This window comes from Streptomyces sp. NPDC093094 (assembly GCF_044754345.1).
Lineage (GTDB): Bacteria > Actinomycetota > Actinomycetes > Streptomycetales > Streptomycetaceae > Streptomyces.
The window spans coordinates 436,958-462,711 of the sequence record NZ_JBIVOX010000007.1 but is presented as its reverse complement, the minus strand read 5'-3'; the positions used below and the strand labels follow the sequence as shown (position 1 = coordinate 462,711).

Here is a 25,754-nt window from a genome sequence, read left to right as displayed (position 1 = left end):
GCTGCTTCTCCACCGCGCGCGCGGAACCGGCATGGGTCGCCTCCTCGATCCGGCGCTGGAGATCCGCGAGCTTGCCCGCGGTGGTGTGGATGTCGATCTCTTCCGGCTCGGACATCGGGATGCGGCTCCCTGCCTGCTCAAAAGGGGGGACGATTACTCATCCGTAGCGTAGTGGCGGCCCTACCGATCGGCAGTGCGGCGTACAACACACCTAGGGTGGCTTGCATGACGCCGCGAGATGCCTCAGACGACCGCTGGTCCGACCTCGACCGCCCGCCGCTGAACGGCGACGCCCTGCGCCGGGGACTCGTGAGAGAAGGAGGTCTGTGGCGCGGCATCGACGTGGTGCGCGCCACCGGGTCCACCAACTCCGACCTCGTCGCGCTCGCCGTCGCGGGCAAGGCGCAGGAGGGCGCCGTCCTCGTCGCCGAGGAGCAGAGCTCAGGGCGCGGCCGTCTGGACCGCCTGTGGACCGCGCCGCCCCGCTCCGGTCTGTTCTTCTCCGTGCTGCTGCGCCCCGCCGGGATCCCGGTGGCCCGCTGGGGCTGGCTGCCGCTGCTGACCGGAGTCGCCGTGGCGACGGGCCTGTCGCGGGCCGCCGGGGTCGACACGGCACTCAAGTGGCCCAACGACCTCCTGGTCACCGTCGGTGGTGAGGAGCGCAAGGCCGGCGGCATCCTCGCCGAGCGCGCGGGCGAGGACATGGTCGTCGTCGGCGTGGGCATCAACGTCACCCTGCGCCAGGACGAACTTCCCGTCCCCCAGGCGGGATCGCTCGCCCTGGCGGGCGCCACGTCCACCGACCGCGACCCGCTGCTGCGGGCCGTGCTGCGCTCCCTGGAGGAGTGGTACGGCCGCTGGCGCGAGGCCGGCGGCGATCCGGTGGCGTCCGGCCTCCAGGAGACGTACGCGGCGGGATGCGCCACGCTGGGACGAGCGGTCAGGGCCGAGCTCCCGGGCGACCGTTCGATCGTCGGTGAGGCAGTGGCGATCGACGGCGACGGCCGCCTCGTCCTGGCGACGGAGAACGGCGTACAGGAACCGGTGGGAGCAGGAGACATCGTGCACTTGAGGCCGGCCTGAGGGCAGGCACCCGAGGGCCGCGGGGCCGCGGCGACGTGCGGCCCCGCCGTGTGGGCGCGACCGGCCGCGCGCACCCCGCGGCCGACGGCCGGGGACGCGGCACGGCGAGGCCCCGCCCGGCCCGACCTGACGGAGTGGCGTGGCACACACCTGCCGTACAGTTGAGGCCGGTCGATACCTGACCGCGGCAGATCGGAAGGGCAGCAGGCGTGACCGTCGACGACACGGGCTCCGGTATGGGTGACCCAGCGCCCGACGGCATCGACAACGGCGAGGACCCGCTCGCGCTCCGCCTGGAAGGGCTCATCCTCGGCGCCGAGCGCCGCTACACCCCCTTCCAGGCCGCCCGCAGCGCCGGTGTCTCCATGGAACTGGCCTCCCGCTTCTGGCGGGCGATGGGCTTCGCGGACATCGGCCAGGCCAAGGCGCTCACCGAGGCGGACGTGCTGGCCCTGCGCCGGCTGGCGGGCCTCGTCGAGGCGGGCCTGCTCAGCGAGGCCATGGCCGTGCAGGTGGCCCGCTCCACCGGACAGACCACCGCCCGGCTGGCCGAGTGGCAGATCGACTCCTTCCTGGAGGGCCTCACCGAGCCGCCCGAGCCGGGCATGACCCGTACCGAGGTCACCTATCCCCTGGTCGAGCTGCTCCTGCCGGAGCTGGAGGAGTTCCTCGTCTACGTCTGGCGCCGTCAGCTCGCCGCCGCGACGGGCCGGGTCGTGCAGGCCGCCGACGACGAGGAGATGGTCGACCGCCGCCTCGCGGTCGGCTTCGCCGACCTGGTCGGCTTCACCCGGCTCACCCGCAGGCTGGAGGAGGAGGAGCTCGGCGAGCTGGTCGAGGCGTTCGAGACGACCGCCGCCGACCTGGTCGCCGCGCGCGGCGGACGGCTGATCAAGACCCTCGGCGACGAGGTCCTCTACGCCGCCGACGACGCGGGCACGGCCGCCGAGATCGCCCTGCGCCTGATCGAGACGATGGCCAACGACGAGACGATGCCGGAACTGCGGGTGGGCATCGCCTTCGGCACGGTCACCACTCGTATGGGCGATGTGTTCGGCACGACGGTCAACCTCGCCTCCCGGCTCACCTCCATAGCCCCCCGCGACGCCGTGCTCGTCGACAGTGCCTTCGCCGAGGAGCTGATCCGCACCGCCGAGGCCCCCGCCTCCGAGACGGAGGCCGCGGAGGCGGCGGCCGCCGCGGAGAAGGAGGGCGAGGAACCGCCCGTCTACCGCTTCGCCCTCCAGCCGATGTGGCAGCGCCCGGTCCGCGGCCTCGGCGTCGTGGAACCGTGGCTCCTCAACCGCCGGGACGGCATCCAGAACCCCTAGGAGTCCTGGGGTCCGTAGGTCCCTTAGGTCCCTTAGGTCCCTTAGGACCCGTAGGACCCGTAGAACTCCTAGGACCCGTAGAACTCCTAGGACCCGTAGGGCCGGCCCCTGGATCCGTCCGACGGATCCGAGTCCGAATCAGGTGTCCGGTGTCTGGTGTCCGGTGTCCGGTCCTAGTGTCTTCCGGACGCCCGCCCGCCCGGCTGGTCGTCCAGGACGCACAGGCCGATCACCGGCACGCACAGCCAGGGCGGTGGAGCCGGCCGGTCCGTGGCCGCGGGCGGCGCGGAGGGCTGGGGCGGTGCCGTGGTCGGGGCCGGCCGCGGGTCCGGTGCGCGCGGGCTCGGCGGCGGCGCCGGGGTCGTCTCCGTGCCGCGGGGCGCAGGCGAGTCCGGCGTCTGCGGGATGCCGGTGGCCGTCGGTGGTGCGGCTCCGGTCGCCGAGGCCGCCGGAACAGCCGCAGGGACGGACGGCGCGGGGACCGCGGACGTCGGCACCGGTGAGGCGTTCACCCCGCCGAGCGAGGCGCTCGTCCCGTCGAGCGGGGCACCCGCCTCGCCGAGCGGGGCGGTCGCCGAAGGGCCCGGCCGCGGGGAGCCGTCCACGGAGGCGGCCGGGTCGGTGGCCGGGTCGGTGCCGCGGTACGGGGTGATCCGCGGCTCCGCCTCCGCGGTGCCGATGCCGCCGATGCCCGATTCCGGCGTCAGCCGTACGAGGCTCAGCGCGCCGGCGGCCAGGGCGAGACCGCCCGCGGCGAGCAGCAGCCTGCGCGGGCGCGGACGCCGGTGCCGGCCCCGTGCGCGGATGCTTCTGCCCGTGCCGTCCGTCGTGCCGGTCGTCATCATGATCGCCTCCCCGATGTGCGCTCCCCCCCCCCGTGCGCCGTGGCGGGCACGCTATGCGCTTCGTCCGAGCCGGGTGGGGCAGTCGGGCGAACGTCACTCGAACGGGTGTCGGGGGTCAGGGGGTGATCATGCGGCGCCCCTTTTTTTCCGTCCGGGTCTGCTGCGATGATCGGGGCACTGTTGTTAACCCGCGTTAACCGGAGGGCGTTGCATGAGCGAGGAGCGGTACGGGGAGTTCGTGGCGGTACGGCGGCACGGGGACGGGGGGCATGTGGCCGAGCTGGCCCTGGACCGGCCCAAGGCCATGAACGCCGTGTCGACCGAGATGGCCCGCTCCGTCGCCGAGGCGTGCACGGCGCTGGGTGCGGACCGCGACGTCAGGACCGTCGTGCTGACCTCCACGCACGAGCGGGCCTTCTGCGTCGGGGCCGACCTGAAGGAGCGCAACTCCTTCACCGACGCCGAGCTGGTGCGCCAGCGTCCGGTCGCGCGCGGTGCCTACACCGGCGTCCTGGAGCTGCCGGTGCCGACGATCGCCGCGGTGCACGGCTTCGCCCTCGGCGGCGGCTTCGAACTGGCCCTGTCCTGCGATGTGATCGTGGCCGACGGCACGGCCGTGGTGGGACTGCCGGAGGTGTCCGTGGGGGTGATCCCCGGCGGTGGCGGCACCCAGCTGCTGCCCCGTCGCGTCGGTGCCGCCCGTGCCGCCGAGCTGATCTTCACGGCCCGTCGCGTCGAGGCGCCCGAGGCCAGGGAACTCGGCCTGATCGACGTCCTCGTCGACGAGGGCCGGGACCGCGAGGAGGCCCTCGCCCTCGCCTCCCGCATGGCCGCCAACTCCCCGGTCGGCCTCCGCGCGGCCAAGCGTGCCCTGCGCCTCGGGCACGGGCTGGACCTGAGGGCCGGCCTGGAGGTGGAGGACGCCGCCTGGCGCTCGGTGGCCTTCTCGGGGGACAGGGCGGAGGGCGTCCGGGCCTTCAACGAGAAGCGCAGGCCGCTGTGGCCGGGTGAGTGAGCGGGAGCCCGCAGGGGCCGGACATCTCCCACCTGTTCGCCACGCAAAAGCCCCATAACGCATGAAAGCTCCCTAGTCTGGAGCGATGGGCGAGGACGAGCGGCTGTCGGCGGTGGTCGCACTGGCGCAGGGCATGGCGGCGGCGCACACGCCACGCGAATCCTGGCGCGCGGCGGCACAGGGCGCCTGCCGCGCCCTGGACGGCCACTTCGCCGCGCTCTCCGTGTGGGAGCGGGATCTGGGCCGGCTGAAGGTCCTGGTGAACGTGGGGGAACGCGCGGCGGACGAGGCGGAGTTCCCCGGCGACGAGACCTACCCCGTCCACCAGTTCCCCGAGATCACCGAGTTCCTGCACGAGCGCTGGGCGGGCGGCGGTGGACCCAACGCCTGGGTGGAGACCGCGCAGGGCCCCGCCGCGGGCCGCCCCGGGTACGTCCACCAGCGTGTCGCGGCCCTGCGCCGCCGCGGCCGCGGCAGCTGTGTCGTCGCCCCGGTCGTGCTGCACGGGCGGGCGTGGGGCGAGCTGTACGTCGCCCGTGCCGCGGGGGCCGGGGTCTTCGGGCCGGCCGACGCCGAGTTCGCCACCGTGCTCGCGGCGGTCGTCGCCGCGGGCATCGCGCAGACCGAGCGGCTGGAGGAGGCCCGCCGGCTCGCCTTCACCGACGCGCTGACCGGGCTCGCCAACCGCCGGGCCGTCGACATGCGCCTGGACGAGGCGGTCGAGCGCCATCGCGCGGACGGCGTCGCCGTCAGCCTCGTCGTGTGCGACCTCAACGGGCTGAAGCGGGTCAACGACACCCAGGGCCACGCGGTCGGCGACCGTCTGCTGGAACGTTTCGGTTCGGTGCTGTCCCTGTGCGGGGCGATGCTGCCCGGCGCGCTGGCCGCACGGCTCGGCGGGGACGAGTTCTGTCTGCTCGTGGTCGGCCCGCCGGCCGACGACGTGGTCGAGGTCGCCGAGGAGCTGTGCCGCAGGGCCGCCGAGCTGGAGTTGGGCGACGGCGTCGCCTGCGGCGTGGCGTCCACCGCGGACCCCATCGGCCCGGTCCGCTCGGCCCGCCGGCTGTTCCGCCTGGCGGACGCCGCCCAGTACCGCGCCAAGGCGGTACGCGCCGCCAAGCCGGTGGTGGCCGGGCGCGAGGGCCCGGACGATCCCGTCGTACGGCTGGCCGACGAGCCGTCGAAGGAGACCGGCGCCGAACGCCGCCGCTTCCGCGGCCGTCACTGACCCGCGCACGGACCCGGTGTGACGGACTCGGTAAGGGGTGGACCGGGTGCCCACTGGTGACATCTTCGAATTCACTGCGTACGCTCCTGAATATGGATATGCACACTGTGGTGCTGGGGACGACCGGCACGACCGCGTCCGACGTTCTGGCCGTGGCGCGCGGCGGCGCCCGCGTCGAGCTCTCCGCGGAGGCGGTGGCGGCCCTCGCGGCGGCGCGCGAGATCGTGGAGGCGCTGGCCGCCAAGCCGGACCCCGTCTACGGCGTGAGCACCGGCTTCGGCGCCCTGGCCTCCCGGCACATCAGCCAGGAGCTGCGCACCCAGCTCCAGCGCAACATCGTCCGCTCCCACGCCGCCGGCATGGGCCCGCGCGTCGAGCGCGAGGTCGTGCGCGCGCTGATGTTCCTGCGCCTGAAGACCGTCTGCTCCGGTCACACCGGCGTCCGCCCCGAGGTCGCGCAGACCATGGCCGACCTGCTCAACGCCCGGATCACCCCGGTCGTGCACGAGTACGGCTCCCTCGGCTGCTCCGGCGACCTCGCCCCGCTGTCCCACTGCGCCCTGACCCTGATGGGCGAGGGCGACGCCGAGGGCCCGGACGGCACCGTCCGCCCGGCCGGCGAACTGCTCGCCGAGCACGGCATCGCCCCGGTCGAGCTGCGCGAGAAGGAGGGCCTCGCCCTCCTCAACGGCACCGACGGCATGCTCGGCATGCTGATCATGGCCCTCGCCGACCTCGACACCCTCTACAAGACGGCCGACGTCACCGCGGCCCTCTCCCTGGAGGCCCTGCTCGGCACCGACAAGGTCCTCGCGCCCGAGCTGCACGCCATCCGCCCGCACCCCGGCCAGGGCGACTCCGCCGCCAACATGCTGGCCGTGCTGGCGGGCTCCGGCCTCACCGGCCACCACCAGGACGACGCCCCGCGCGTCCAGGACGCCTACTCCGTGCGCTGCGCCCCGCAGGTCGCCGGGGCCGGCCGGGACACCCTCGCGCACGCCCGGCTGGTCGCCGAGCGCGAGCTGGCCTCGGCCGTCGACAACCCGGTGGTGCTGCCCGACGGCCGCGTCGAGTCCAACGGCAACTTCCACGGCGCGCCCGTCGCCTACGTCCTGGACTTCCTCGCCATCGCCGCCGCCGACCTGGCGTCCATCGCCGAGCGGCGCACCGACCGGCTGCTGGACAAGAACCGCAGCCACGGCCTGCCGCCGTTCCTGGCGGACGACGCCGGCGTCGACTCCGGCCTGATGATCGCCCAGTACACGCAGGCCGCGCTGGTCAGCGAGATGAAGCGGCTGGCCGTGCCGGCCTCGGCGGACTCCATCCCGTCCTCGGCGATGCAGGAGGACCATGTCTCCATGGGCTGGTCGGCCGCCCGCAAGCTGCGCACCGCCGTCGGCAACCTCACCCGTGTCCTCGCCGTGGAGCTCTACGCCGCCGCCCGCGCGGTCGAGCTGCGCGAGGGCCTGACCCCGGCGCCGGCGTCCCGCGCCGTCATCGACGCGGCCCGCGCGGCCGGCGTCGGCGGCCCCGGCCCGGACCGCTTCCTCGCGCCCGACCTGGAGGCGGCGCACGCGTTCGTCGCCGGCGGCGCCCTGGTCACGGCGGCGGAGACGGTCACGGGCCCGCTGCGCTAGCCCTGCCCGGACACACAGAAGGGCCCCGTCCGAGTCCTGGACGGGGCCCTTCGCGCAGCCGGTTACTTCAGCTTGCCGGCCTGGGCGTCGACGACCGCCGCGGGGACGGTGTAGTCCTTGCCGGAGATCATCGCGCCGAGGTTCATCGTGAAGTACGAGGCGACGATGTTGCCGTGGCGCACGACCTGGGTGTGGACCGTGGCGGTCTCACCCGTGGACGCGTCCATCTCGCCGGTCGTGGAGAAGGCGACCGCCTCGTCACCGGTGGCGCCGACGGTGTCCTCCGCGGTGACCTTCTTCATCTTGGCCGGCTCCTCGGAACCGTCCGCGATCTCGAAGCCGCCCGCGCAGTTCTCGACCGCGTCGGAGACGGCCTTGAACGCCTCCGTGGCGCCCTCGCCGTCGTACGACGACAGCGCCACCACCGTCACGTCGACGCTCATCGCGTCGGAGAGGGCGTCCGAGGTGTCGCCGCCGGTCAGGTCCTCCAGGGACTTGGAGGCGGTGTCGGTCGGCGACTTCTCCTGCGTGGCCATGGTGTTGGCCTCCGCCGGTGCGTCGGTGGGCGCCAGGCCGCTCATGACGTAGGCGATCGGCAGGCACTTGTCGTCGCCCTTGAGCTTGCTCTTCTCGGCGCCGAGCTCCTTGTCGACCGGCTCGACCTTGTAGCCCTTCACATCGCCCTGGGCGATCAGCAGCTTGCTCAGCTCGGACTTGCCCAGCGCCTTCGCGTCCGACTGCTCCGACGAACCGCCGCCGGACCGCTTCGACTTGCCCGAGCCGCTGTCCGAGCACCCCGTGAGGAGAGCCAGCGACAGAGCGCCCACGACAGCCGTGGCGCACAGCCGCGCCCCCGTTGATCTGTTCATGAGCGGACTATGAGCGTTTCGTCAAAGACACGTCAAGTTTGGGCATCTAGAACCCAAGTCGCTCCCGCCGCACGGAATACACCACGAAACCGGCGCCCAGCGCGAGGCAGAGCGTGCCGCCCGTGACGTACGGCGTGCTGTCGAAACTGCCGGTGTCGGCCAGCTCGGCGCCGTCCGCGGAGGTGCCCTCGGCGCTCGCGGAGACGGTCGCCCTGGCCTGCGTCGTCGAGGTCACCGGCTGCTGCGGTCTCGCCGTGGAGTCCCCGGTCGCGTTGGCGGACGGGACGAACCACAGCGCCCCCAGCAGGGTCGCTGCGGCGGTGGCGGTCAGCAACGGACGGCGAGCGGATGACACGGAATATCGATCCCCTTGAGGCACTGGCGAATTGGCCGTGGGTACCGATGCTAATGAAAGGCGCGGGTCGCGGGAAAGCCGTGGGCGGGCGGAGCCGTACGCTCGCGCCATGAGCACTCCAGAGACATCACGTTTTGTACGGCTTCGGGTGGAGCTCGTCCTTGAGGTGGACGACGCGGAGGCGGTGACCGGGGCGGCGCTGGCCCGCATCGCCGAGGACGACGAGATGCCCGGGACCGAGCGCGCCCACGCGGAGGATGCTGTGACGGAGGACACGGCGGAGGCTCTCGCCTACCTCGTGGACCCCTTCGACCTGGTGGGCGACGTGCCCGGGATCGAGCTCCAGCAGGCGTCCTGGAGCAGCGAGCTGATCGACTACGACCCCGATGCGCCGGACTGGGACCTCGGCGAGGATGATGACGGCGATGACGGCGATGACGGCGAGGACGGCGAGGAATCGCCGGTCCGCTGAGTCGGATCCGGGGAAAACGTGACCCTGGACGGCAACCGCCGTCCGGGGTTTCGTCGTCTCACGGGACGCACGGAACGACAGGAGCACCGGCCACGACCGCTGGACGTGGCGTGTCCCACACATGAGGGGCATGCGGAACGGGACGAACCGGTCGTAGCGTTGAAGGTCATTGGGTGGGAACTCTCGGGGTTCCGGGGATACGGCAACGATGGAGAAGCGTGTGATGACGAACAGTAAGCGGCGCAGGGGCCTGACGGTCGCGTCCGCACTGCTCGGCGGTGTTCTGGTGCTCTCGGCCTGCTCCGGCGGCGACGAGGCCAAGGCCGACGGGGGGAACGACACCTCGCAGGCCAAGGTCGACGAGGCGGCGGCCCAGAAGACGTCCGAGGCGCAGATCAAGATCACACCCAAGGACGGCACGGCCAACGCCTCCATCAACAACTCCGCCGCCGTCACCGTGAGCAAGGGCACGCTCACCGAGGTGGCGATGACCACCGCGGACGGCACGGCCGTCGCCGGCGAGATATCCGCCGACAAGACCAGCTGGAAGCCCAACGGCCAGCTGGAGCGCTCCACCACCTACAAGATCGCGGTGACCGCGAAGGACGCCGACGGCCGCGAGGCCCACGAGAACGCCTCCTTCACCACGGTGTCCCCGGACAACAGCTTCATCGGCTCCTTCACGCCGGAGGACGGCTCCACCGTCGGCGTCGGCATGCCTGTCTCGATCAACTTCGACAAGGCGATCACCAACAAGGCGGACGTCCAGAAGGGCATCACCGTCACCTCCAGCAGCGGCCAGGAGGTCGTCGGCCACTGGTTCAACGCCAACCGCCTCGACTTCCGCCCCGAGAGCTACTGGACGGAGAAGTCCACCGTCACCCTGAAGCTCGCGCTCGACGGTGTCGAGGGCGCCGACGGTGTCTTCGGCGTCCAGCAGAAGACGGTCACCTTCACGATCGGCCGCAACCAGGTGTCCATCGTCGACGCCAACACCAAGCAGATGAAGGTGACGCAGAACGGCAAGGTCGTCAAGACCATCCCGATCTCCGCCGGCTCGCCCGAGAACAAGACCTACGAGGGCCAGATGGTGATCTCCGAGAAGTTCAAGGAGACCCGCATGAACGGCGCCACGGTCGGCTTCACCGACGACGACGGCAAGGGCGAGTACGACATCAAGGACGTGCCGCACGCCATGCGCCTGACCACGTCCGGCACCTTCCTCCACGGCAACTACTGGGGCGACGACTCGGTCTTCGGCAACGTCAACACCAGCCACGGCTGTGTCGGTCTGAACGACACCAAGGGCGCCGACGACCCGAACACCGAGGCCGCGTGGTTCTACGACAACTCGATCGTCGGTGACGTGGTCGTCGTCCAGAACACCGGCGACAAGACCGTCTCGCCGGACAACGGCCTCAACGGCTGGAACCTGAGCTGGGCGGACTGGAAGGCCGGCTCCGCCGTCTGACCCTTCCTCGCGCACCCCGACCGATGCCGCCGCGCCCCGAGGCCCGGCGGCATCGGCGTGTCCGGCGGCATCGGCGTGTCCAGGGGCGTCGAGCGGGGTCCGGGGCCGGGCGCGGCGCGGTGGAGCGGGAGCGGTGCGGTGGAGCGGGGCTGCCGGGGAGCCCGTCCGCGGGAGAGCGCGGCTTCTCATGATCCTCTTATCCGGGCCTTATCCGTCCATCACGGTGCGTGCCTAGCTTGCGGCGCATGTTCTTCACCTACCTGAGGCGCGAGTTGCGCCGCCGCAGAAAGGCGGCCCTCGTCGTCGCCTCCGGCCTCGCGCTGGGCATCGCCCTCGTCATCGTGGTCACCTCCGTGTCGTCCGGCATGAGCAAGGCACAGGACAAGGTCCTCCAGTCGCTGTACGGGCTCGGCACCGACATGACGGTCACCAAGGCCGCCGCGGCCCAGACCGGCGAGCAGGGCGGCGGCCCCCGCTTCCGCTTCGACGCCCGCGACGACGACTCCGGCGAGGAGCAGAGCACCGACCGTGTCATGGTCCAGGGCTTCCAGACCCTCGCCTCCTCCACCGTCGGCAAGGTCGCGGACCAGGACGGCGTCGCGGACGCGGTCGGCGGACTCAGCCTCCAGGTCATCCGGATCAGCGGCGAGTTCACCCGCGGCCAGTTCCAGCAGCAGGAGGGCGGCGGCCAGGGCGGCGGCCCCGGCGCCGGGCAGCAGGCCCCGCAGGGCAGGGTGGAGGGCGGCGGAGCCGACTTCGGCGTCAACAACTTCTCCGTCTACGGCACCGACGTCACCGAGCCCGCCCTGGGCCCGCTGACGTCGTCCGAGATCACCAGCGGCCGCACCTTCAGGACCACCGAGACGAACGCGGCGGTGGCCGTGGCCGACTCGGCGTACGCCAAGGAGAAGAAGTACAAGGTCGGTTCGACCGTCACCGTCAAGGGCGTCAAGTACAAGGTGATCGGCATCGCGACCGCCGACAGCGGCGACGCCGCCGCCAACCTCTACATCCCGCTGAAGCAGGCCCAGACCCTCGCCGGCGCCAAGGACAAGGTCACCACGATCTACGTCAAGGCCACCGACTCCCAGCGGATCGACGCCGTGAAGTCGGCCGTCCGGAAGAACATCCCCGGCACGACGGTGACCACCTCCGCCGACCTCGCCGACACCGTCTCCGGCTCCCTGTCCACCGCCTCCGACCTCGCCACCAAGGTCGGCAGGTGGCTCTCCCTCGCGGTCCTCGTCGCCGCCTTCCTGGTCGCCGGCCTGCTCACCTCCTCCGCCGTCTCCCGCCGGGTCCGCGAGTTCGGCACCCTCAAGGCCCTCGGCTGGCGTTCGGGCCGGGTCACCGGCCAGGTCGTCGGCGAGGCCGTCGTCAACGGCCTCGTGGGCGGCGCGCTCGGCATCGCCCTCGGCCTGGCGGGCGCGTACGCCGTCACGGCCGCGAGTCCCACCCTCGAAGCCCGACTGGGCGGCACCGGCGGCGCGATGAGCGGCCCCGGAGGCGGCGGCCCCGGCTTCGCCGGCCCCGGCCGCCAGGCGGCGTCCAGGACCCTCGACGTGGCCCTCACGGCCCCGGTGAGCCTCACGACGATCGCCCTCGCGGTGGGCCTCGCCGTGGCCGGCGGCCTGGTCGCGGGCGCGTTCGGCGGCTGGCGCGCGTCGAGGCTCCGCCCGGCGGACGCGCTCCGGCGTGTCGAGTAGGGCCCGACCGCACGCAGTCAGGGGCGCGGGGAACTGCGCGACCAGCCACGACGATCCCGCAGACGAAGGAACGAAACGACATGTACGACCTCACAGCGGTGACGAAGCACTACACGCGGGGCAAGGAGACGATCCACGCCCTCAACGGCATCGACCTCACCATCGCCGACGGGGACCGCCTCGTCATCCAGGGCCCCACCGGCGGCGGCAAGTCCACCCTCCTGCAGATGCTCGGCGGCCTCGACCGCCCCAGTTCCGGCCAGGTGCTCCTGGACGGCACCGACCTCGCCGCCCTCCCCGAGGCGCGACTGACCCGCGTACGCAGCGAGAGCATCGGATTCGTCTTCCAGAGCTTCAACCTCATCCCCACCCTCACCGCCCAGGAGAACGTCGAGACGGCCCTCGTGCCGCTCGGCGTCAGGGCGAAGGACCGCCGGGAACGGGCCGCGGAGGCACTGCGGTCGGTCGGCCTCGGCGAGCGCCTCACGCATCTGCCGGCCGAGATGTCCGGAGGACAGCAGCAGCGGGTCGCCATCGCCCGGGCGCTGGTCAAGCGCCCCAAGGTGCTGCTCGCCGACGAACCCACGGGCAACCTCGACGAGTCCATGCGCGACGAGGTCATGGAGGTGCTGGAGACGATGTGGAAGGAGCACGGGCTGACCTTCGTGATGGTCACCCACGACTCGGCGATCGCCCGGCGTGCCCCACGGCTCGCGACCATCCGCAAGGGCGCGATCACGGTCACCGAGCGGGCCGTGTCCTGACATCGTTCCCGCCCGGCGCCTTTATGACGGAGTCGTGACGGAACCCCCGTTGAGACGGCTGATCACCCCCCGGCATACTTCATCCTCCGGGGGGTGTGCGCGCATGTGTGCGGGATGACCCCCGGCCGGGTGAAGCGGGGAATTCGCCCGGCATTCGATCTCCCAGGGGGAGTCTTGCGCAGACAAGTGAAGAAGGTCGGCGCGGCCACTGTCGCCGGCGCCGCAGCTGTGGCGCTGGCCGCGGGCCTGACCAGCCCGGCCTCGGCCGACGCGGAGTCGCAGACGCATGCCGCCGCCGCCAAGCTGACGGACCGTCACCGCATCACTCTGATCACGGGTGACCGCGTCACCGTCGACGCCAAGGGCCGTGTCGTCGGCCTCCAGCGCGCCGAGGGCCGCGAGAACATACCCGTGGCCGTACGCAAGTTCCAGGGCCACACTCTGGTCATCCCGGCCGACGCGGCCCGTCTGGTCGCCACCGGCAAGCTCGACCAGCGGCTGTTCGACGTCACCGAGCTGAACAAGGCCGCGACCCGCAAGTCCCAGAAGAAGGGGCTGAAGGTCATCGTCGGCTACAAGGGAGCCGCCACGGCCGCCAAGGCGGACGTCCGTGACGCAGGCACCCTGCGCCGCACCCTGCCCACGCTGAACGCCGACGCCGTACAGGCCGCCCGGGCCGACACCCCGCAGCTGTGGGACGCGGTCACCAACGGCGACAAGGCCGCCGCGGGCATCGCGCACGTCTGGCTCGACGGCACCCGCCGTGTCACGCTCGACAAGTCCACCAAGCAGATCGGCGCCCCCGTCGCCTGGGCCGCCGGCTACGACGGCAAGGGCGTCAAGATCGCCGTCCTGGACACCGGCGTGGACGCCACCCACCCGGACCTGAAGACCCAGGTGAAGGCGTCGAAGAACTTCACCGCGGCCGCGGACGCGTCCGACAGGTTCGGCCACGGCACGCACGTGGCCTCCATCGCGGCCGGCACCGGCGCCAAGTCGGGCGGCAAGTACAAGGGCGTGGCCCCGGGCGCGACCATCCTCAACGGCAAGGTCCTGGACGACACCGGCTCCGGTGACGACTCCGGCATCCTCGCCGGCATGGAGTGGGCCGCCGCCGAGGGCGCCGACGTCGTCAACCTCAGCCTCGGCGGCCCGGACGGACCCGGTGTCGACCCGCTGGAGGCGGCCGTCGACAAGCTGTCCGCGGAGAAGGGCATCCTCTTCGCGATCGCCGCCGGCAACTCCGGCCCGGAGACCGTCGGCTCGCCCGGTTCCGCGGACGCCGCGCTCACCGTCGGCGCCGTCGACGACACCGACGTGCTCGCCCCGTTCTCCTCGACCGGCCCGCGCGTCGGCGACGGCGCGATCAAGCCGGACGTCACCGCGCCCGGCGTGGACATCACCGCCGCGTCCGCCAAGGGCAGCGTCATCGAGCAGGAGGTCGGCGAGAACCCGGCCGGCTACCTGACCATCTCCGGTACCTCGATGGCCACCCCGCACGTCGCGGGCGCCGCCGCGATCCTGAAGCAGCAGCACCCGGACTGGAAGTACACCGAGATCAAGGGCGCCCTGACCGCCTCCACCAAGGGCGGCAAGTACACGGCGTTCCAGCAGGGCTCGGGCCGGATCCAGATCGACAAGGCCCTCAAGCAGACCGTGATCGCCGACCCGGTGTCGGTGAGCTTCGGCACCCAGAAGTGGCCGCACACCGACGACACGCCGGTCACCAAGCCGCTGACGTACCGCAACCTCGGCGACACCGACGTGACGCTGGCCCTGAAGGCCGTCGGCACCAACCCGGCGGGCGCCGCGGCCCCGGCCGGCTTCTTCAAGCTGGGCGCCACCACGGTGACCGTCCCCGCGCACGGCGAGGCGTCCGTCGACGTCACCGTCGACACCCGGCTGGGCGGCACCGCCGACGGCGCGTACTCCGCGTACGTGACCGCGACCGGTGGCGGCCAGAGCGTCCGTACGGCCGCCGCGGTCAACCGCGAGGTCGAGTCGTACGACGTGACCGTCAAGCACATCGCCAAGGACGGCACGCCGACGGGCTCGTACAGCACCGTCCTGTTCGGCTACGCCGGTCTCGCCGCGGGCCGCATGGTGGACGTCCCGCAGGCCGGGGCCGGTGTCACCACCGTCCGCGTGCCGAAGGGCACCTACGGTCTGGACGCCTGGATCGCCAAGGACTTCGTCACCTTCGAGGGCGGCATCGACTGGCTCGTCCAGCCGAAGCTGAGCGTCACCAGGAACACCACGGTGACGCTCGACGCCCGCACGGCGAAGCCGGCGGACATCACGGTTCCCGACACCGCGGCCAAGCCGCTGTCGGCGTCGGTCAACTACGCCTACGAAACCGGCCGCTTCGGCATCAGCTTCATGGCCCCCTCCTTCGCCGACCTGCGGCTCGCCCACGTGGGCCCGGCCGTCACGGGGCTGACCCAGACCTGGAGCGGCCAGTTCACCAAGGGCACGGCCACCGAGTGGAACGTGGCCCTGACCCAGACGGGCACCCAGATCGTCGGCGCCAAGGTCAAGCACTTCAAGGCCGCGGAACTCGCCACCGTGAAGAACATCCTCGCGGCGGCCACCCCCGGCAAGACCGGCGCGCTCGGCATCTACGGCCTGTTCCCCAGGGACTTCGTCATGGGTCTGCCGGTGGAGCAGAAGCTGCCCGGCACGCGCACCGTGCACCTCTCCACGGCCGGCGGCATCCAGTGGGGCGTCGACTTCGAGCAGTACGGCGGCGCCAAGGACCCCGACGGCTTCCCGATCCCCGAGGCGTTCTACACCTCGGACCTCCTGAAGACCTACCAGGCGGGCAAGTCCTACACGACCACCTTCAACAAGCCGGTCTTCGGCCCGCGCATCACGGCGGACTACGGCCTGTACCGCGACGGCAACAAGATCGGCGGACTGCTGCCGCTGTACGCCGACTCCGCGGGTCACCCCGGTTCCTCGGACTTCCTCTCCGCGGCCACGACCCTGTACCGCAACGGAGTCAAGGTCGGCGCGCACGACGACCCGCTGCTCGGTGAGAAGGAGTTCACGGTCCCGTCCACGGACGCCGAGTACCGCCTGACCACCTCGGTCAAGCGCAGCACCAGGGTCGCCGCCGCCTCCACCCGGATCGACGCCAGCTGGACCTTCCGCTCCAAGAAGCCCGCCGACCAGGTGGCCCTGCCGGCCTCCACCGCCGTGTTCGGCGCCAAGACCGGTTCGGACGGCCGTGTCGCGGCCGGTGTGAAGCAGACCGTCCCGGTCAGCGTCCTGGGCGCGGCGCGCGGCGCCAACCTCAAGTCGCTCGCGGTGTACGTGTCGTACGACTACGGCCAGACCTGGACCAAGGTCACCGTGACGAACGGCAAGATCTCCGTGAAGAACCCGGCGAAGAACAAGGGCATCTCGTTCCACGCCAAGATCACGGACAAGAAGAACAACAAGTCCACGCTGTCGATCTACAACGCGTACTACGGCAAGTGAGCCGGACCACGCGGGTTCTGTGAACCACCGGCTCCCCGAGCCATGAGCGGACGGCCTGCCGGAAGTGCTGCTTCCGGCAGGCCGTCCGTGTTTGTGTGGCCTCATGACCGCAGCCGTGACCGCCATGATCACCGCCGTCGTCGGTGTCCTCGGCACGCTCTTCGCGCCCGTCCTCGGCCAGCGGCTCACCGCCCGCGGGCGGGCCGAGGAGGCCGAACGGGACGCGCGGGAACGCCGGCTGACCGAGCGGCGCGAGGCGTACATCGCGATGAACCGCTCGGCCCGCCAGTTCCACACCCTCCTCAAGGACGCCCTGCACCGCGTCCGCGACGGCGTGTACACCGAGCAGGACCGCGATCATCTGGAGGAGGTCCGCCGCGAATACCGGGACCGGTACGCGGAGGCGCAGATGATCGTGCCCGAGCGGATCCTGGCGGCGTCCCGTGCCGTCAACCGGGTCCTCGCCGGGAGCGACACCGCGGTCAAACGCCTCGACCGGGGCCTGGCCCGGGAGGGCGAGGACCCCGAGAGCGCCCTCGCCGCGCTGAAGGACGCCGAACCGCTGCTCTCGGCGATGCGGCGGCTGATGCGCGAGGACCTGGGCGTGACCGACTGACTCAGCGGGGCGCGGTCGAGCCCCGGCCCGCACGGGTGGCGTCCGTGCCCCAGCTGGCCAGCAGCCGCAGCGCCTCGGCGGAGGCCGTGCCCGGCTCCGCGTGATACGTGACGAGGACCTGCTCCGCGTCGCCCGCGAGCCGGAACGACTCGAACCGCAGCGACAGCTCACCCACCAGCGGGTGCCGCAGCAGCTTCACCCCGTGGCTCTTCTCCTTGACGTCGTGCGTCGCCCACAGCCGCCGGAACTGCTCGCTCTTCACCGACAGCTCGCCCACCAGGGCAGACAGCCGGGGATCGTCCGGATGGCAGCCGGCGTCCATCCGCAGCTGGCACACGATGTCGATCGCCTTCTGCTCCCAGTCGAGGAACAGCTCGTGGTACCCGGGCTGCAGGAACACCAGCCGCGCCCAGTTGCGCTGCCCCGCCGGCAGCTCCGCCCAGTCCCCGAACAGGGCCGCCGCCATCCTGTTCCACGCCAGGACGTCCGTACGCCGCCCCACGACGTACGCCGGGACCGCGTCCAGGGTGTCCAGCAGCTGCTCCAGGGACGCCCGCACCTGCTGGGTGCGTCCCGCCGGCTTCTTCTTGTGCTGCTTGGGCTTGGCGAGATGCGTCAGATGCGCGTGCTCGGCGTCGGTCAGCCGCAGCGCACGCGCGATCGCGTCCAGCACCTCCGCGGACACATTGCGTCCGTTGCCCTGCTCCAGGCGCGTGTAGTACGCCACCGACACCCCGGCCAGCTGCGCCAGCTCCTCCCGCCGCAGCCCGGGCACCCTGCGGTGCCTGCCGTACTCGGGCAGGCCGACGTCCTGCGGCTTCAGCCGCGCGCGCCGGGTGCGGAGGAACTCGCTCAGCTCGGCCCTGCGGTCCAGGGCCGTGCCGGATTCGGGCTGGTCGTCCATGCTTCCAGTATTCCCGGGCGTACGCACACGAGCCTGACCTTGTCAGTGGTAGGCACGGCGGTCGTAGGCAGAGCGGTGGTCTGGGCGGCGGCCCCGGTCCGGGGCAGGCTGGTGCCCGTGCCCGGACGGAAGGCTGCCGGACACGGATCACTCGGCTAGGAGAAACCCGGCATGACCACTGTTGCTGCGTACGCCGCCCCCGCCGCCAAGGCTCCGCTGGAGCGCACCGTCATCGAGCGCCGCGAGGTCGGCGAGCACGACGTCCTGGTCGACATCAAGTACGCCGGCATCTGCCACTCCGACATCCACCAGGCCCGTGAGGGCTGGGGCGAGGCGATCTTCCCGATGGTCCCCGGCCACGAGATCGCGGGCGTCGTCTCCGCCGTCGGCCCGGGCGTGACCAGGTACGCGGTCGGCGACCGGGTGGGCGTCGGCTGCATGGTCGACTCCTGCCGCACGTGCGACAACTGCCGGGCCGGCCTGGAGCAGTACTGCACCGGCGGCGGCATGGTCGGCACGTACAACGCCCTCGACAGGAACGGCGAGCCCACCCTCGGCGGCTACTCCGAGAAGATCGTCGTCGACGAGAACTACGTCGTGCGCATCCCCGACGGGCTGAAGCTCGACGAGGCCGCGCCGCTGCTGTGCGCCGGCATCACCCTGTACTCCCCGCTGCGGCACTGGGGCGCCGGCCCCGGCAAGAAGGTCGCGATCCTCGGCATGGGCGGCCTCGGCCACATGGGCGTCAAGATCGCGCACGCGCTCGGCGCCGAGGTGACCGTGCTGTCGCAGTCGCTGCGCAAGAAGGAGGACGGCCTCAAGCTGGGCGCCGACCACTACTTCGCCACCGGTGACCCGAAGACCTTCGAGGAGCTGGCGGGCACCTTCGACCTGATCGTCTCGACGGTGTCGGCGCCGCTGGACCTCGGTGCCTACCTGGCGCTGCTGAAGACCGACGGCGCCCTGGTGAACGTCGGCGCCCCCGAGGAGCCGATCTCCCTCAACCTGTTCTCGGTCATCGGCAACCGCAAGACCCTCGCCGGCTCCATGATCGGCGGCATCGCCGAGACCCAGGAGATGCTCGACTTCTGCGCGGAGCACGGCTTCGGCGCCGAGATCGAGCTGATCCGTGCGGAGGAGATCAACGAGGCGTACGAGCGGGTGCTGGACAGCGACGTCCGCTACCGGTTCGTGATCGACACGTCGACGATCTGACCGGACGGCCCGGCCGGACGGCGTGATCCGCGGCGCACGGGACGTGATCCGGCGCGTACGACGTGACGAGGGCCCCCGGGCGCGCGGGTACGCGTGCCGGGGGCCTCGTCGTACCCCCCTCGTCGTACGCCGCGGGGAGGCGGCGGTCCTGCGCGCGGGGTAGGTCCCGAGTCGCAGGCGGATCCTCCCGGGGTCCCTGGTACGGGGAGAGGCCGCTGCCTAGCGTGGGAGGTGTCCGGGAGAGGTCCGGACGGCGCGGCTCACGAAGGAGCACGCCCGGGGGACCGGTGGCACGACCACCGAGGAAGGCTCGCAGGAGATGACCGTCCAGCTGAACCACACCATCGTCAGCGCCCGTGACAAGCAGGCGTCGGCCCGCTTCCTGGCCGACCTTCTCGGCCTGGAGGTGAGCCCCCGGTACGGCCCGTTCGTACCGGTCGAGATACCCAACGGCGTGACCCTCGACTACATGGACGTCCCCGGCGACGTCCACCCGCAGCACTACGCGTTCCTGGTGTCCGAGACCGAGTTCGACGCCATCTTCGCCCGCATCCGCAAGGCCGGTCTGACCTACTGGGCCGACCCGTTCCACACCCGCCCCGGCGAGATCAACACCAACGACGGCGGTCGCGGCACGTACTTCGAGGACCCCGACGGCCACAACCTGGAGATCCTCACCCGCCCGTACGGCAGCGGCGCCTGACCCGACGCGGCCGGTGCGGGTCCGGCTGAAGCCGCCGGGGCCCACCACGCGCCGTCGGCGCGTCCGCGCGTCCGCCGGAGGCCGGGCGGCCGTCGGCCCGGCCCCGGCAGGTGACCGGCCGGCCCGGACCGCCCGGCCCGGACCGCCCGGGGAGCCGTCGATCACGTACGTGGCGTCGGTGACAGCCGTGAGGCCGGGACGGCCGCCGCCGGTGAGGCCGCCCGACGGCGATCGGGTCCGCCCGATCGGGTCCGCCAGGGCGTTCCGGCCGCCGGAACCGGCCAGGACGCGCGCGCCGAGGGCAGAGGCGCGGCCCCGGGTGGAGCCGCAGCCTGCCCGTGGCCTTCTCCACCGCGACCGGGCCGGAGCACCACGCTCCCGCGCGCCCCGCGGCCGCTCAGTTCATCAGCGTCGCCGGCGTCCCGCCGTTCGCCTCGTAGCCCGCGACGGCGAGCGCGCGGTACACCGCGAACTCCGCGGCCGGGTCGGCGGACAGCGTCCAGGGCAGGGCGCCGACATGGCCGTCGACATGGACGAGCTGGCTCATCGCCTCGGACCAGCGCTCGGCGCGCACGAGGAAGAGGACGAGCAGGTGGCGGACGTGCGCCAGCATGGGGTCGTCGGCCCGCGCGGAGTGCACCGCGTGCAGGGCGCCGTGCATCGCCCTGGTGACGACCTCGCTCTGGTAGAAACCGGCGACCAGGTTGACCTCGGGCAGGTGCTCGAACACCGCGAACAGCGGCATCGCGGCCAGCAGCGACCCCTGCGGGGCCCGCGCGGCCGCCGCCTCGGCGAAGGAGTACGCCTGCTCGCGCGAACCGTGCCACTTCTCGCACCAGTAGTGCAGGGCCGCCAGGTGTGCGCCCATGTGCGCGGGCGCGCGGTCCAGGATCTTCAGCCAGAGCTGCTCGAACTCCTGCTGCGAGTAGCCGAGCCCGCGGGCCACGGACAGCTCGATGATGTACGGGACCGGGTCACCGGGGGAGAGCAGCGCGGCATCGCCGCAGGCCGCCTTCGCCTCCTCCATGACGATCCGGAAGTCGTCCGTGCCCGGCGTCGACGTACGCCACGCCTGCTGCACCAGGAACTCGGCGTGCACCGCGGCGCCGCCCGCGTCCTTGGGGGCCTCCGCGCGCCACACCCGCAGCCACTGACCGCCGGGGTTCTCACTGACCCCGCCCGGCCGCTGCTGGAGCTCCAGGGCCGCCGCTCCGGCGAACGCCTGCACCCGCTGCCAGCGCCGCTCGCCCTCCGTCTCGGTCCCCGCGAGCAGCTGGGCCGCCGCCCGGTGGTCCTGGGTGCGCTGCACCAGGTCCAGCACGTCCAGCAGGTCCTGGTCCGGGCCGGGCATGCGGACGTCCAGGTCCTCCTGCCGGACGAAGCCGTAGTTCGCGGGATCGGCGGCGTCCGGGTGCTGGGGGGACACCAGCTCGATGCCGCGCCGCCTGCGCATGACGAACGGGCCGAGCACGAAGCCCAGCATGAGCAGCGCCATCAGGACCCAGAGAATCTCCATGCCACAAGCGAACCAGACCGCGCCGACAATTGGCCAACCTGGACCCCGGCCTGTGGAAAACCCGCCCCGCCCGCCTGTGGAGAACCGGGGGTTTCCCCTTCGTCACCGGCGACGACCCCTGACTGCTTCCCTCTCGTCCGGCACCTGCCCGCCGGGCGCACTACGCTCGGTGCACATGAGCGACAGGCACATCAGTCAGCACTTCGAGACGCTCGCGATCCACGCGGGCAACACGGCCGACCCCCTGACCGGCGCGGTCGTCCCGCCGATCTACCAGGTGTCCACCTACAAGCAGGACGGCGTCGGCGGTCTGCGCGGCGGCTACGAGTACAGCCGCAGCGCCAACCCCACCAGGACCGCCCTGGAGGAGAACCTCGCGGCCCTGGAGGGCGGCCGCCGCGGCCTCGCGTTCGCGTCCGGACTGGCGGCCGAGGACTGCCTGTTGCGTACGCTGCTCAGCCCCGGCGACCACGTGGTGATCCCGAACGACGCCTACGGCGGCACGTTCCGGCTCTTCGCCAAGGTCGTCGCCCGCTGGGGCGTGGAGTGGTCGGTCGCCGACACCGGGAACCCGGCCGCCGTGCGCGCCGCGATCACCCCGAAGACCAAGGTCGTCTGGGTGGAGACGCCGTCCAACCCGCTGCTCGGCATCACCGACATCGCCGCCGTGGCGCAGGTCGCCCGGGAGGCCGGGGCGAAGCTCGTCGTCGACAACACCTTCGCCACGCCGTACCTCCAGCAGCCGCTGTCGCTCGGTGCCGACGTGGTGGTGCACTCCCTGACCAAGTACATGGGCGGCCACTCCGACGTGGTCGGCGGCGCCCTGGTCGCGGCCGACGAGGCGCTCGGCGAGGAGCTGGCGTACCACCAGAACGCGATGGGCGCGGTCGCCGGTCCCTTCGACTCCTGGCTGGTGCTGCGCGGCGCCAAGACGCTGTCGGTGCGCATGGACCGGCACAGCGAGAACGCCACCAGGATCGCCGACATGCTCACCCGGCACGCGCGCGTGACGAAGGTGCTCTACCCGGGTCTGCCCGAGCACCCCGGGCACGAGGTCGCGGCCAAGCAGATGCGGGCGTTCGGCGGCATGGTCTCCTTCCAGGTGGAGGGCGGCGAGGAGGCGGCCGTCGAGGTCTGCAACCGCGCCAGGATCTTCACCCTGGGCGAGTCGCTGGGCGGCGTGGAGTCGCTGATCGAGCACCCGGGCCGCATGACGCACGCCTCCGTGGTCGGCTCGGCTCTCGAGGTCCCCGGCGACCTCGTGCGCCTGTCCGTCGGCATCGAGAACGTGGAGGACCTCCTGGAGGACCTCCAGCAGGCGCTCGGCGGCTGACGGCTACCAGCCTGTCAGGGGTGGGGTCGTGTCCGACGGCGGCTCCACCCACGGCCGGGCCACCAGGGCCCAGACGACGAACACGACGGCCGCCGCGCACATCAGCAGCCACATCAGGCGCCGGGCGAGCATCTGCCTGCGCAGCAGACGGCCGCCGTGGCGCACGGCGTCCACGTACAGCTCGGGCGGCACCGGGGGCGGTGTCCGCTCCATGATCCGCCGGGCCGCGGCCTCCCGGTCGGCGCGGCTCATCCCGGTCCCCCCTCGTCCGGTCCTCCCCCGTCCGGTCCCTTCATCGGACCGCTCCTCTCCCGAGCGCCGCTGTCGTGCCGCCGGCCCGTGGCCGTCATGACGTCACCGCCTTCGTGGTGGCGGTGGCCGCCGGCGCGGGACCGCGCGGCGGATGCAGGAGGGTCGCCGTGGCCCGGTCGCAGAGGGCGCGGACGCGTTCCGTCGGCAGGCCCAGCAGGGCGGCGGCCTGTTCCTCCGCCACCCCCTCGTACAGCCGCAGGACGAGGACCAGGCGCTCCTGCGCGGTGAGCACGGCCAGCACGCTGCCGGGGTGCGGGCGGGCCCGGCCGAGGCCGCCGTACCGGTGCCAGGCCGCATGGGCGAAGCGGGTGGCGAGGTACTGGCGGGTGCGGGCGTAGGGGTCCTCTCCGCGCAGCCGGTCCCAGTCCGCGTACGTGTGCGCCAGGGCGTGGGTGAGCAGCCGCCGCGCGCGCGGGTTGTCGTCCGGGGTCTCCGCCGTCAGCAGGGTGGCGGTGTGCAGCAGCCGCCCCGAGGCACCCGCGACGAACGCCGCGAACTCCCTGTCCCGGCGGGCGCCCTGGTCCGCTTGCCGTTCTCGCACCGCGCCTCCCCCTGAGGGCGATCATGAGTATGAGGGCCCCGGCGGTGCGCGGCCGCCGCGAGGCGAACCCGCGTACGACGAGGCCCGGTCTCATATGAGGCCAGGGGTGCCCTTTCGGTCAAGAGCCGCGCAGCAGCCGTGTGGGACGGCCGTGGGGGGAGAGCGCCCCGGTACCCCGCGACCGGGGCCGGACCGGCCCGCGCGACGCGGCACGGCCGGTGGGAACCGGCCAGGTGCCCGGAGCAGGGGAGGACGGCGGGAGGACGCCCGGCGGATCGGGCGCGGCGTCCGGCCGGGAGACCCCGTGAGACCCCGGGGAGACCCCGGGAGCGCCGAGGACGTCGGGCGGTTCCGGGACGCGCCGCGGACGCCCGGCGGGCCCGGGACGCGCTCAGGACGCCGGGGCGGCCTCGGCGCCTGTCACCCCGTGGGCGGACATGCGCGCGGACAGGGCGTCGTTGAAGCGTGTGAGGAGCGTGCAGAACGCCTCGCGCTCCTGCGGGGCCCAGTCGTGCGTCAACTCGTCCATCAACTGACGCCGTGAGGAGCGCACTTCCTCCAGCCGTGACAGCCCGCGCGGGGACAGCTGGAGCACCACGGCCCGCCCGTCCTCGGGATGCGAGGTGCGCTTGACGAGTCCGCTGTCGACGAGCGGAGCCACCTGCCGGGTGACCGTCGACGAGTCGATCCCCATGCTCGCGGCGAGCGCCTTGACGCCCATCGGCCCCTCCTTGTCGAGCCGGTTGAGCAGCAGGTACGCGGCGCGGTCCATGGTGTTGCGCACCTGCCCGACCCCGCCGAGCCGGGTCTGTTCGGCACGGCGGGCGAACACCGCCACCTCGTGCTGCAGAGCATCGAGAAGACCGGTGTCACCGACGGTCGTCATGTCCATCGACATTCCAGGTGTTGTGGGCATGGCCGGAGGCTCACTTCATGAAGGGGCGGCTGAGTTGGGGGACAGAGTACGCGGATGGCGGACGGGCCGTACCGGCGCTGTCCAAACCGGTCTCGATGGTTGGTCACACCCGCTTCCGCGCAGTGTGAACTGCGAGACTTGAGGGATGAACCACCTCAAGGCCGCTCTCCTGCCGCCGGTCACCCTCGACGACGTGCGCGGCGCCCGGAAGATGCTCGCCGGGGTGGCGCGGGTGACCGCGATGGAGGGCAGCCGGCATCTCACACAGCTGGTGGGCGCGCCCGTCCACCTCAAATGCGAGAACCTCCAGCGGACCGGCTCCTTCAAGCTGCGCGGCGCCTACGTCCGCATCGCCGGTCTGCTGCCGGAGGAACGGGCCGCGGGGGTGGTCGCGGCGAGCGCCGGCAACCACGCGCAGGGCGTCGCCCTGGCCTCCTCGCTGCTGGGGGTGCGGTCGACGGTGTTCATGCCCAACGGCGCCCCGCTGCCCAAGATCAGCGCCACCCGGGACTACGGCGCCGAGGTGCGGCTGCACGGCCAGGTGGTCGACGAGACGCTCGCGGCGGCCGAGGAGTACGCCCGCGGGACGGGCGCGGTCTTCATCCACCCCTTCGACCACCCCGACGTCATCGCGGGTCAGGGAACCGTGGGTCTGGAGATCCTGGAACAGTGCCCCGAGGTGCGCACGATCGTCGTCGGGATCGGCGGCGGTGGTCTCGCGGCGGGCATCGGTGTCGCGGTGAAGGCGCTGCGGCCGGACGTGCGGATCGTCGGTGTGCAGGCCGAGGGCGCCGCCGCCTATCCGCCCTCGCTGGCGGCGGGGCGTCCCGTGGCGGTCGCGAGCCCGGCGACGATGGCCGACGGGATCCGGGTCGGGAGACCGGGCGACGTGCCGTTCTCGCTGGTCAGCGAGTATGTGGACGAGGTGCGCACGGTCAGCGAGGACGAGCTCGCCACGGCGCTGCTGCTGTGCCTGGAGCGGGCCAAGCTGGTGGTGGAGCCGGCCGGGGCCAGCCCGGTGGCGGCGCTGCTGGGTGACCCCGGCGCCTTCGAGGGCCCGGTGGTGGCGGTGCTGTCCGGCGGGAACGTCGATCCGGTGCTGCTCCAGCGGGTGCTGCGGCACGGCATGGCCGCACAGGGCCGCTACCTGGCCGTCCGGCTGCGGCTGACGGACCGGCCGGGGGCGCTGGCGACGCTGCTCGGGGTGCTGTCGGTGGCCGACGTCAACGTCCTCGACGTGGGCCACGTACGGACCGATCCGCGGCTCGGGCTCACGGAGGCGGAGGTGGACCTGCACCTGGAGACGAAGGGCCCCGCCCACTGCGCGGAGGTCGACCGCATCCTGCGCGAGGCCGGGTACACGGTCATCGACTGAGGCGTCCACGGGCGTCGGCCGAGGCGTTCACAGGCGTCGGCCGAGGCCGGCAATCCGGTCGTCA

At 72.4% G+C, this 25,754-nt stretch carries 23 protein-coding genes; 15 read left to right on the top strand and 8 right to left on the bottom strand.

Features of this window, described 5'->3' with window-relative positions; genetic code table 11:
• The first annotated feature begins 225 nt into the window (after positions 1-225).
• On the top strand, positions 226-1,083 hold the full coding sequence (locus ACIQGV_RS18170; RefSeq protein WP_402495843.1) for a biotin--[acetyl-CoA-carboxylase] ligase: 858 nt from the start codon (positions 226-228) through the stop codon (positions 1,081-1,083).
• A 209-nt stretch (positions 1,084-1,292) separates the two neighbouring features.
• Positions 1,293-2,414 carry an adenylate/guanylate cyclase domain-containing protein gene (locus ACIQGV_RS18165; RefSeq protein WP_402495841.1) on the top strand — a complete coding sequence of 374 codons (1,122 nt, stop codon included), beginning with the start codon at positions 1,293-1,295 and terminating at the stop codon, positions 2,412-2,414.
• Positions 2,415-2,587: 173 nt separating this feature from the next.
• Here ACIQGV_RS18165 and ACIQGV_RS18160 read toward each other — a convergent pair whose 3' ends face one another.
• Positions 2,588-3,259, bottom strand: coding sequence for a hypothetical protein (locus tag ACIQGV_RS18160; RefSeq protein WP_402495840.1), 672 nt, complete (start codon positions 3,257-3,259; stop codon positions 2,588-2,590).
• Positions 3,260-3,470: 211 nt separating this feature from the next.
• On the opposite strand from ACIQGV_RS18160, the gene ACIQGV_RS18155 reads away from it, so the two are divergent.
• From ACIQGV_RS18155 to hutH, 3 genes are all read left to right on the top strand, one after another.
• Positions 3,471-4,274 carry an enoyl-CoA hydratase/isomerase family protein gene (locus tag ACIQGV_RS18155; protein WP_402495838.1) on the top strand — a complete coding sequence of 268 codons (804 nt, stop codon included), beginning with the start codon at positions 3,471-3,473 and terminating at the stop codon, positions 4,272-4,274.
• 85 nt (positions 4,275-4,359) lie between these two features.
• A complete protein-coding gene (locus ACIQGV_RS18150; protein ID WP_402495836.1) occupies positions 4,360-5,502 on the top strand; it encodes a diguanylate cyclase domain-containing protein in 1,143 nt (380 codons plus the stop codon).
• A 98-nt stretch (positions 5,503-5,600) separates the two neighbouring features.
• A complete protein-coding gene (gene hutH / locus ACIQGV_RS18145; RefSeq protein ID WP_402495874.1) occupies positions 5,601-7,139 on the top strand; it encodes a histidine ammonia-lyase in 1,539 nt (512 codons plus the stop codon).
• A 62-nt stretch (positions 7,140-7,201) separates the two neighbouring features.
• Here the strand turns inward: hutH and ACIQGV_RS18140 are convergent, their stop codons facing one another.
• Positions 7,202-8,008 (bottom strand): hypothetical protein, encoded by an 807-nt coding sequence (locus ACIQGV_RS18140; RefSeq protein WP_402495834.1) that lies wholly within the window; start codon positions 8,006-8,008, stop codon positions 7,202-7,204.
• A 46-nt stretch (positions 8,009-8,054) separates the two neighbouring features.
• The gene (locus tag ACIQGV_RS18135) at positions 8,055-8,363 is read right to left on the bottom strand and encodes a hypothetical protein (RefSeq protein WP_402495833.1); all 309 of its coding nucleotides are present in this window, start codon (positions 8,361-8,363) and stop codon (positions 8,055-8,057) included.
• A gap of 109 nt (positions 8,364-8,472) precedes the next feature.
• On the opposite strand from ACIQGV_RS18135, the gene ACIQGV_RS18130 reads away from it, so the two are divergent.
• The 6 genes from ACIQGV_RS18130 (at position 8,473) to ACIQGV_RS18105 (ending at position 16,875) form a co-directional block, all read left to right on the top strand.
• Positions 8,473-8,835: a hypothetical protein gene (locus tag ACIQGV_RS18130; RefSeq protein WP_402495831.1), complete on the top strand. Its 363-nt coding sequence runs from the start codon at positions 8,473-8,475 to the stop codon at positions 8,833-8,835.
• A 208-nt stretch (positions 8,836-9,043) separates the two neighbouring features.
• A complete protein-coding gene (locus ACIQGV_RS18125) occupies positions 9,044-10,306 on the top strand; it encodes an Ig-like domain-containing protein (protein WP_402495828.1) in 1,263 nt (420 codons plus the stop codon).
• 245 nt (positions 10,307-10,551) lie between these two features.
• On the top strand, positions 10,552-12,012 hold the full coding sequence (locus ACIQGV_RS18120; protein WP_402495827.1) for an ABC transporter permease: 1,461 nt from the start codon (positions 10,552-10,554) through the stop codon (positions 12,010-12,012).
• An 80-nt stretch (positions 12,013-12,092) separates the two neighbouring features.
• Complete coding sequence (locus ACIQGV_RS18115; protein WP_402495824.1) at positions 12,093-12,776, top strand: ABC transporter ATP-binding protein; 684 nt, start codon at positions 12,093-12,095, stop codon at positions 12,774-12,776.
• A 186-nt stretch (positions 12,777-12,962) separates the two neighbouring features.
• On the top strand, positions 12,963-16,259 hold the full coding sequence (locus tag ACIQGV_RS18110) for a S8 family peptidase (RefSeq protein WP_402495873.1): 3,297 nt from the start codon (positions 12,963-12,965) through the stop codon (positions 16,257-16,259).
• Between the two features lie 103 nt (positions 16,260-16,362).
• Entirely contained in the window at positions 16,363-16,875 is a 513-nt protein-coding gene (locus tag ACIQGV_RS18105) for a hypothetical protein (protein WP_402495823.1), read from the top strand.
• A gap of 1 nt (position 16,876) precedes the next feature.
• Here ACIQGV_RS18105 and ACIQGV_RS18100 read toward each other — a convergent pair whose 3' ends face one another.
• On the bottom strand, positions 16,877-17,779 hold the full coding sequence (locus tag ACIQGV_RS18100) for a helix-turn-helix domain-containing protein (protein ID WP_402495820.1): 903 nt from the start codon (positions 17,777-17,779) through the stop codon (positions 16,877-16,879).
• 171 nt (positions 17,780-17,950) lie between these two features.
• On the opposite strand from ACIQGV_RS18100, the gene ACIQGV_RS18095 reads away from it, so the two are divergent.
• The gene (locus ACIQGV_RS18095) at positions 17,951-18,994 is read left to right on the top strand and encodes an NAD(P)-dependent alcohol dehydrogenase (RefSeq protein WP_402495818.1); all 1,044 of its coding nucleotides are present in this window, start codon (positions 17,951-17,953) and stop codon (positions 18,992-18,994) included.
• A 319-nt stretch (positions 18,995-19,313) separates the two neighbouring features.
• The gene (locus tag ACIQGV_RS18090; protein WP_402495816.1) at positions 19,314-19,697 is read left to right on the top strand and encodes a VOC family protein; all 384 of its coding nucleotides are present in this window, start codon (positions 19,314-19,316) and stop codon (positions 19,695-19,697) included.
• A gap of 397 nt (positions 19,698-20,094) precedes the next feature.
• Here the strand turns inward: ACIQGV_RS18090 and ACIQGV_RS18085 are convergent, their stop codons facing one another.
• Positions 20,095-21,213, bottom strand: a complete 1,119-nt coding sequence (locus tag ACIQGV_RS18085; protein ID WP_402495814.1) for a hypothetical protein — start codon at positions 21,211-21,213, stop codon at positions 20,095-20,097.
• Between the two features lie 175 nt (positions 21,214-21,388).
• Here ACIQGV_RS18085 and ACIQGV_RS18080 point away from each other — a divergent pair, with 175 nt between their 5' ends.
• A complete protein-coding gene (locus tag ACIQGV_RS18080) occupies positions 21,389-22,546 on the top strand; it encodes a cystathionine gamma-synthase (protein WP_402495812.1) in 1,158 nt (385 codons plus the stop codon).
• 3 nt (positions 22,547-22,549) lie between these two features.
• Here the strand turns inward: ACIQGV_RS18080 and ACIQGV_RS18075 are convergent, their stop codons facing one another.
• From ACIQGV_RS18075 to ACIQGV_RS18065, 3 genes are all read right to left on the bottom strand, one after another.
• On the bottom strand, positions 22,550-22,798 hold the full coding sequence (locus tag ACIQGV_RS18075) for a hypothetical protein (protein WP_402495811.1): 249 nt from the start codon (positions 22,796-22,798) through the stop codon (positions 22,550-22,552).
• 94 nt (positions 22,799-22,892) lie between these two features.
• Positions 22,893-23,399: a sigma factor-like helix-turn-helix DNA-binding protein gene (locus ACIQGV_RS18070; RefSeq protein WP_402495808.1), complete on the bottom strand. Its 507-nt coding sequence runs from the start codon at positions 23,397-23,399 to the stop codon at positions 22,893-22,895.
• A 391-nt stretch (positions 23,400-23,790) separates the two neighbouring features.
• On the bottom strand, positions 23,791-24,297 hold the full coding sequence (locus ACIQGV_RS18065; protein WP_402495872.1) for a MarR family winged helix-turn-helix transcriptional regulator: 507 nt from the start codon (positions 24,295-24,297) through the stop codon (positions 23,791-23,793).
• Between the two features lie 163 nt (positions 24,298-24,460).
• On the opposite strand from ACIQGV_RS18065, the gene ilvA reads away from it, so the two are divergent.
• Positions 24,461-25,690 (top strand): threonine ammonia-lyase, encoded by a 1,230-nt coding sequence (ilvA, locus tag ACIQGV_RS18060; protein ID WP_402495806.1) that lies wholly within the window; start codon positions 24,461-24,463, stop codon positions 25,688-25,690.
• Positions 25,691-25,754 lie beyond the last annotated feature (64 nt).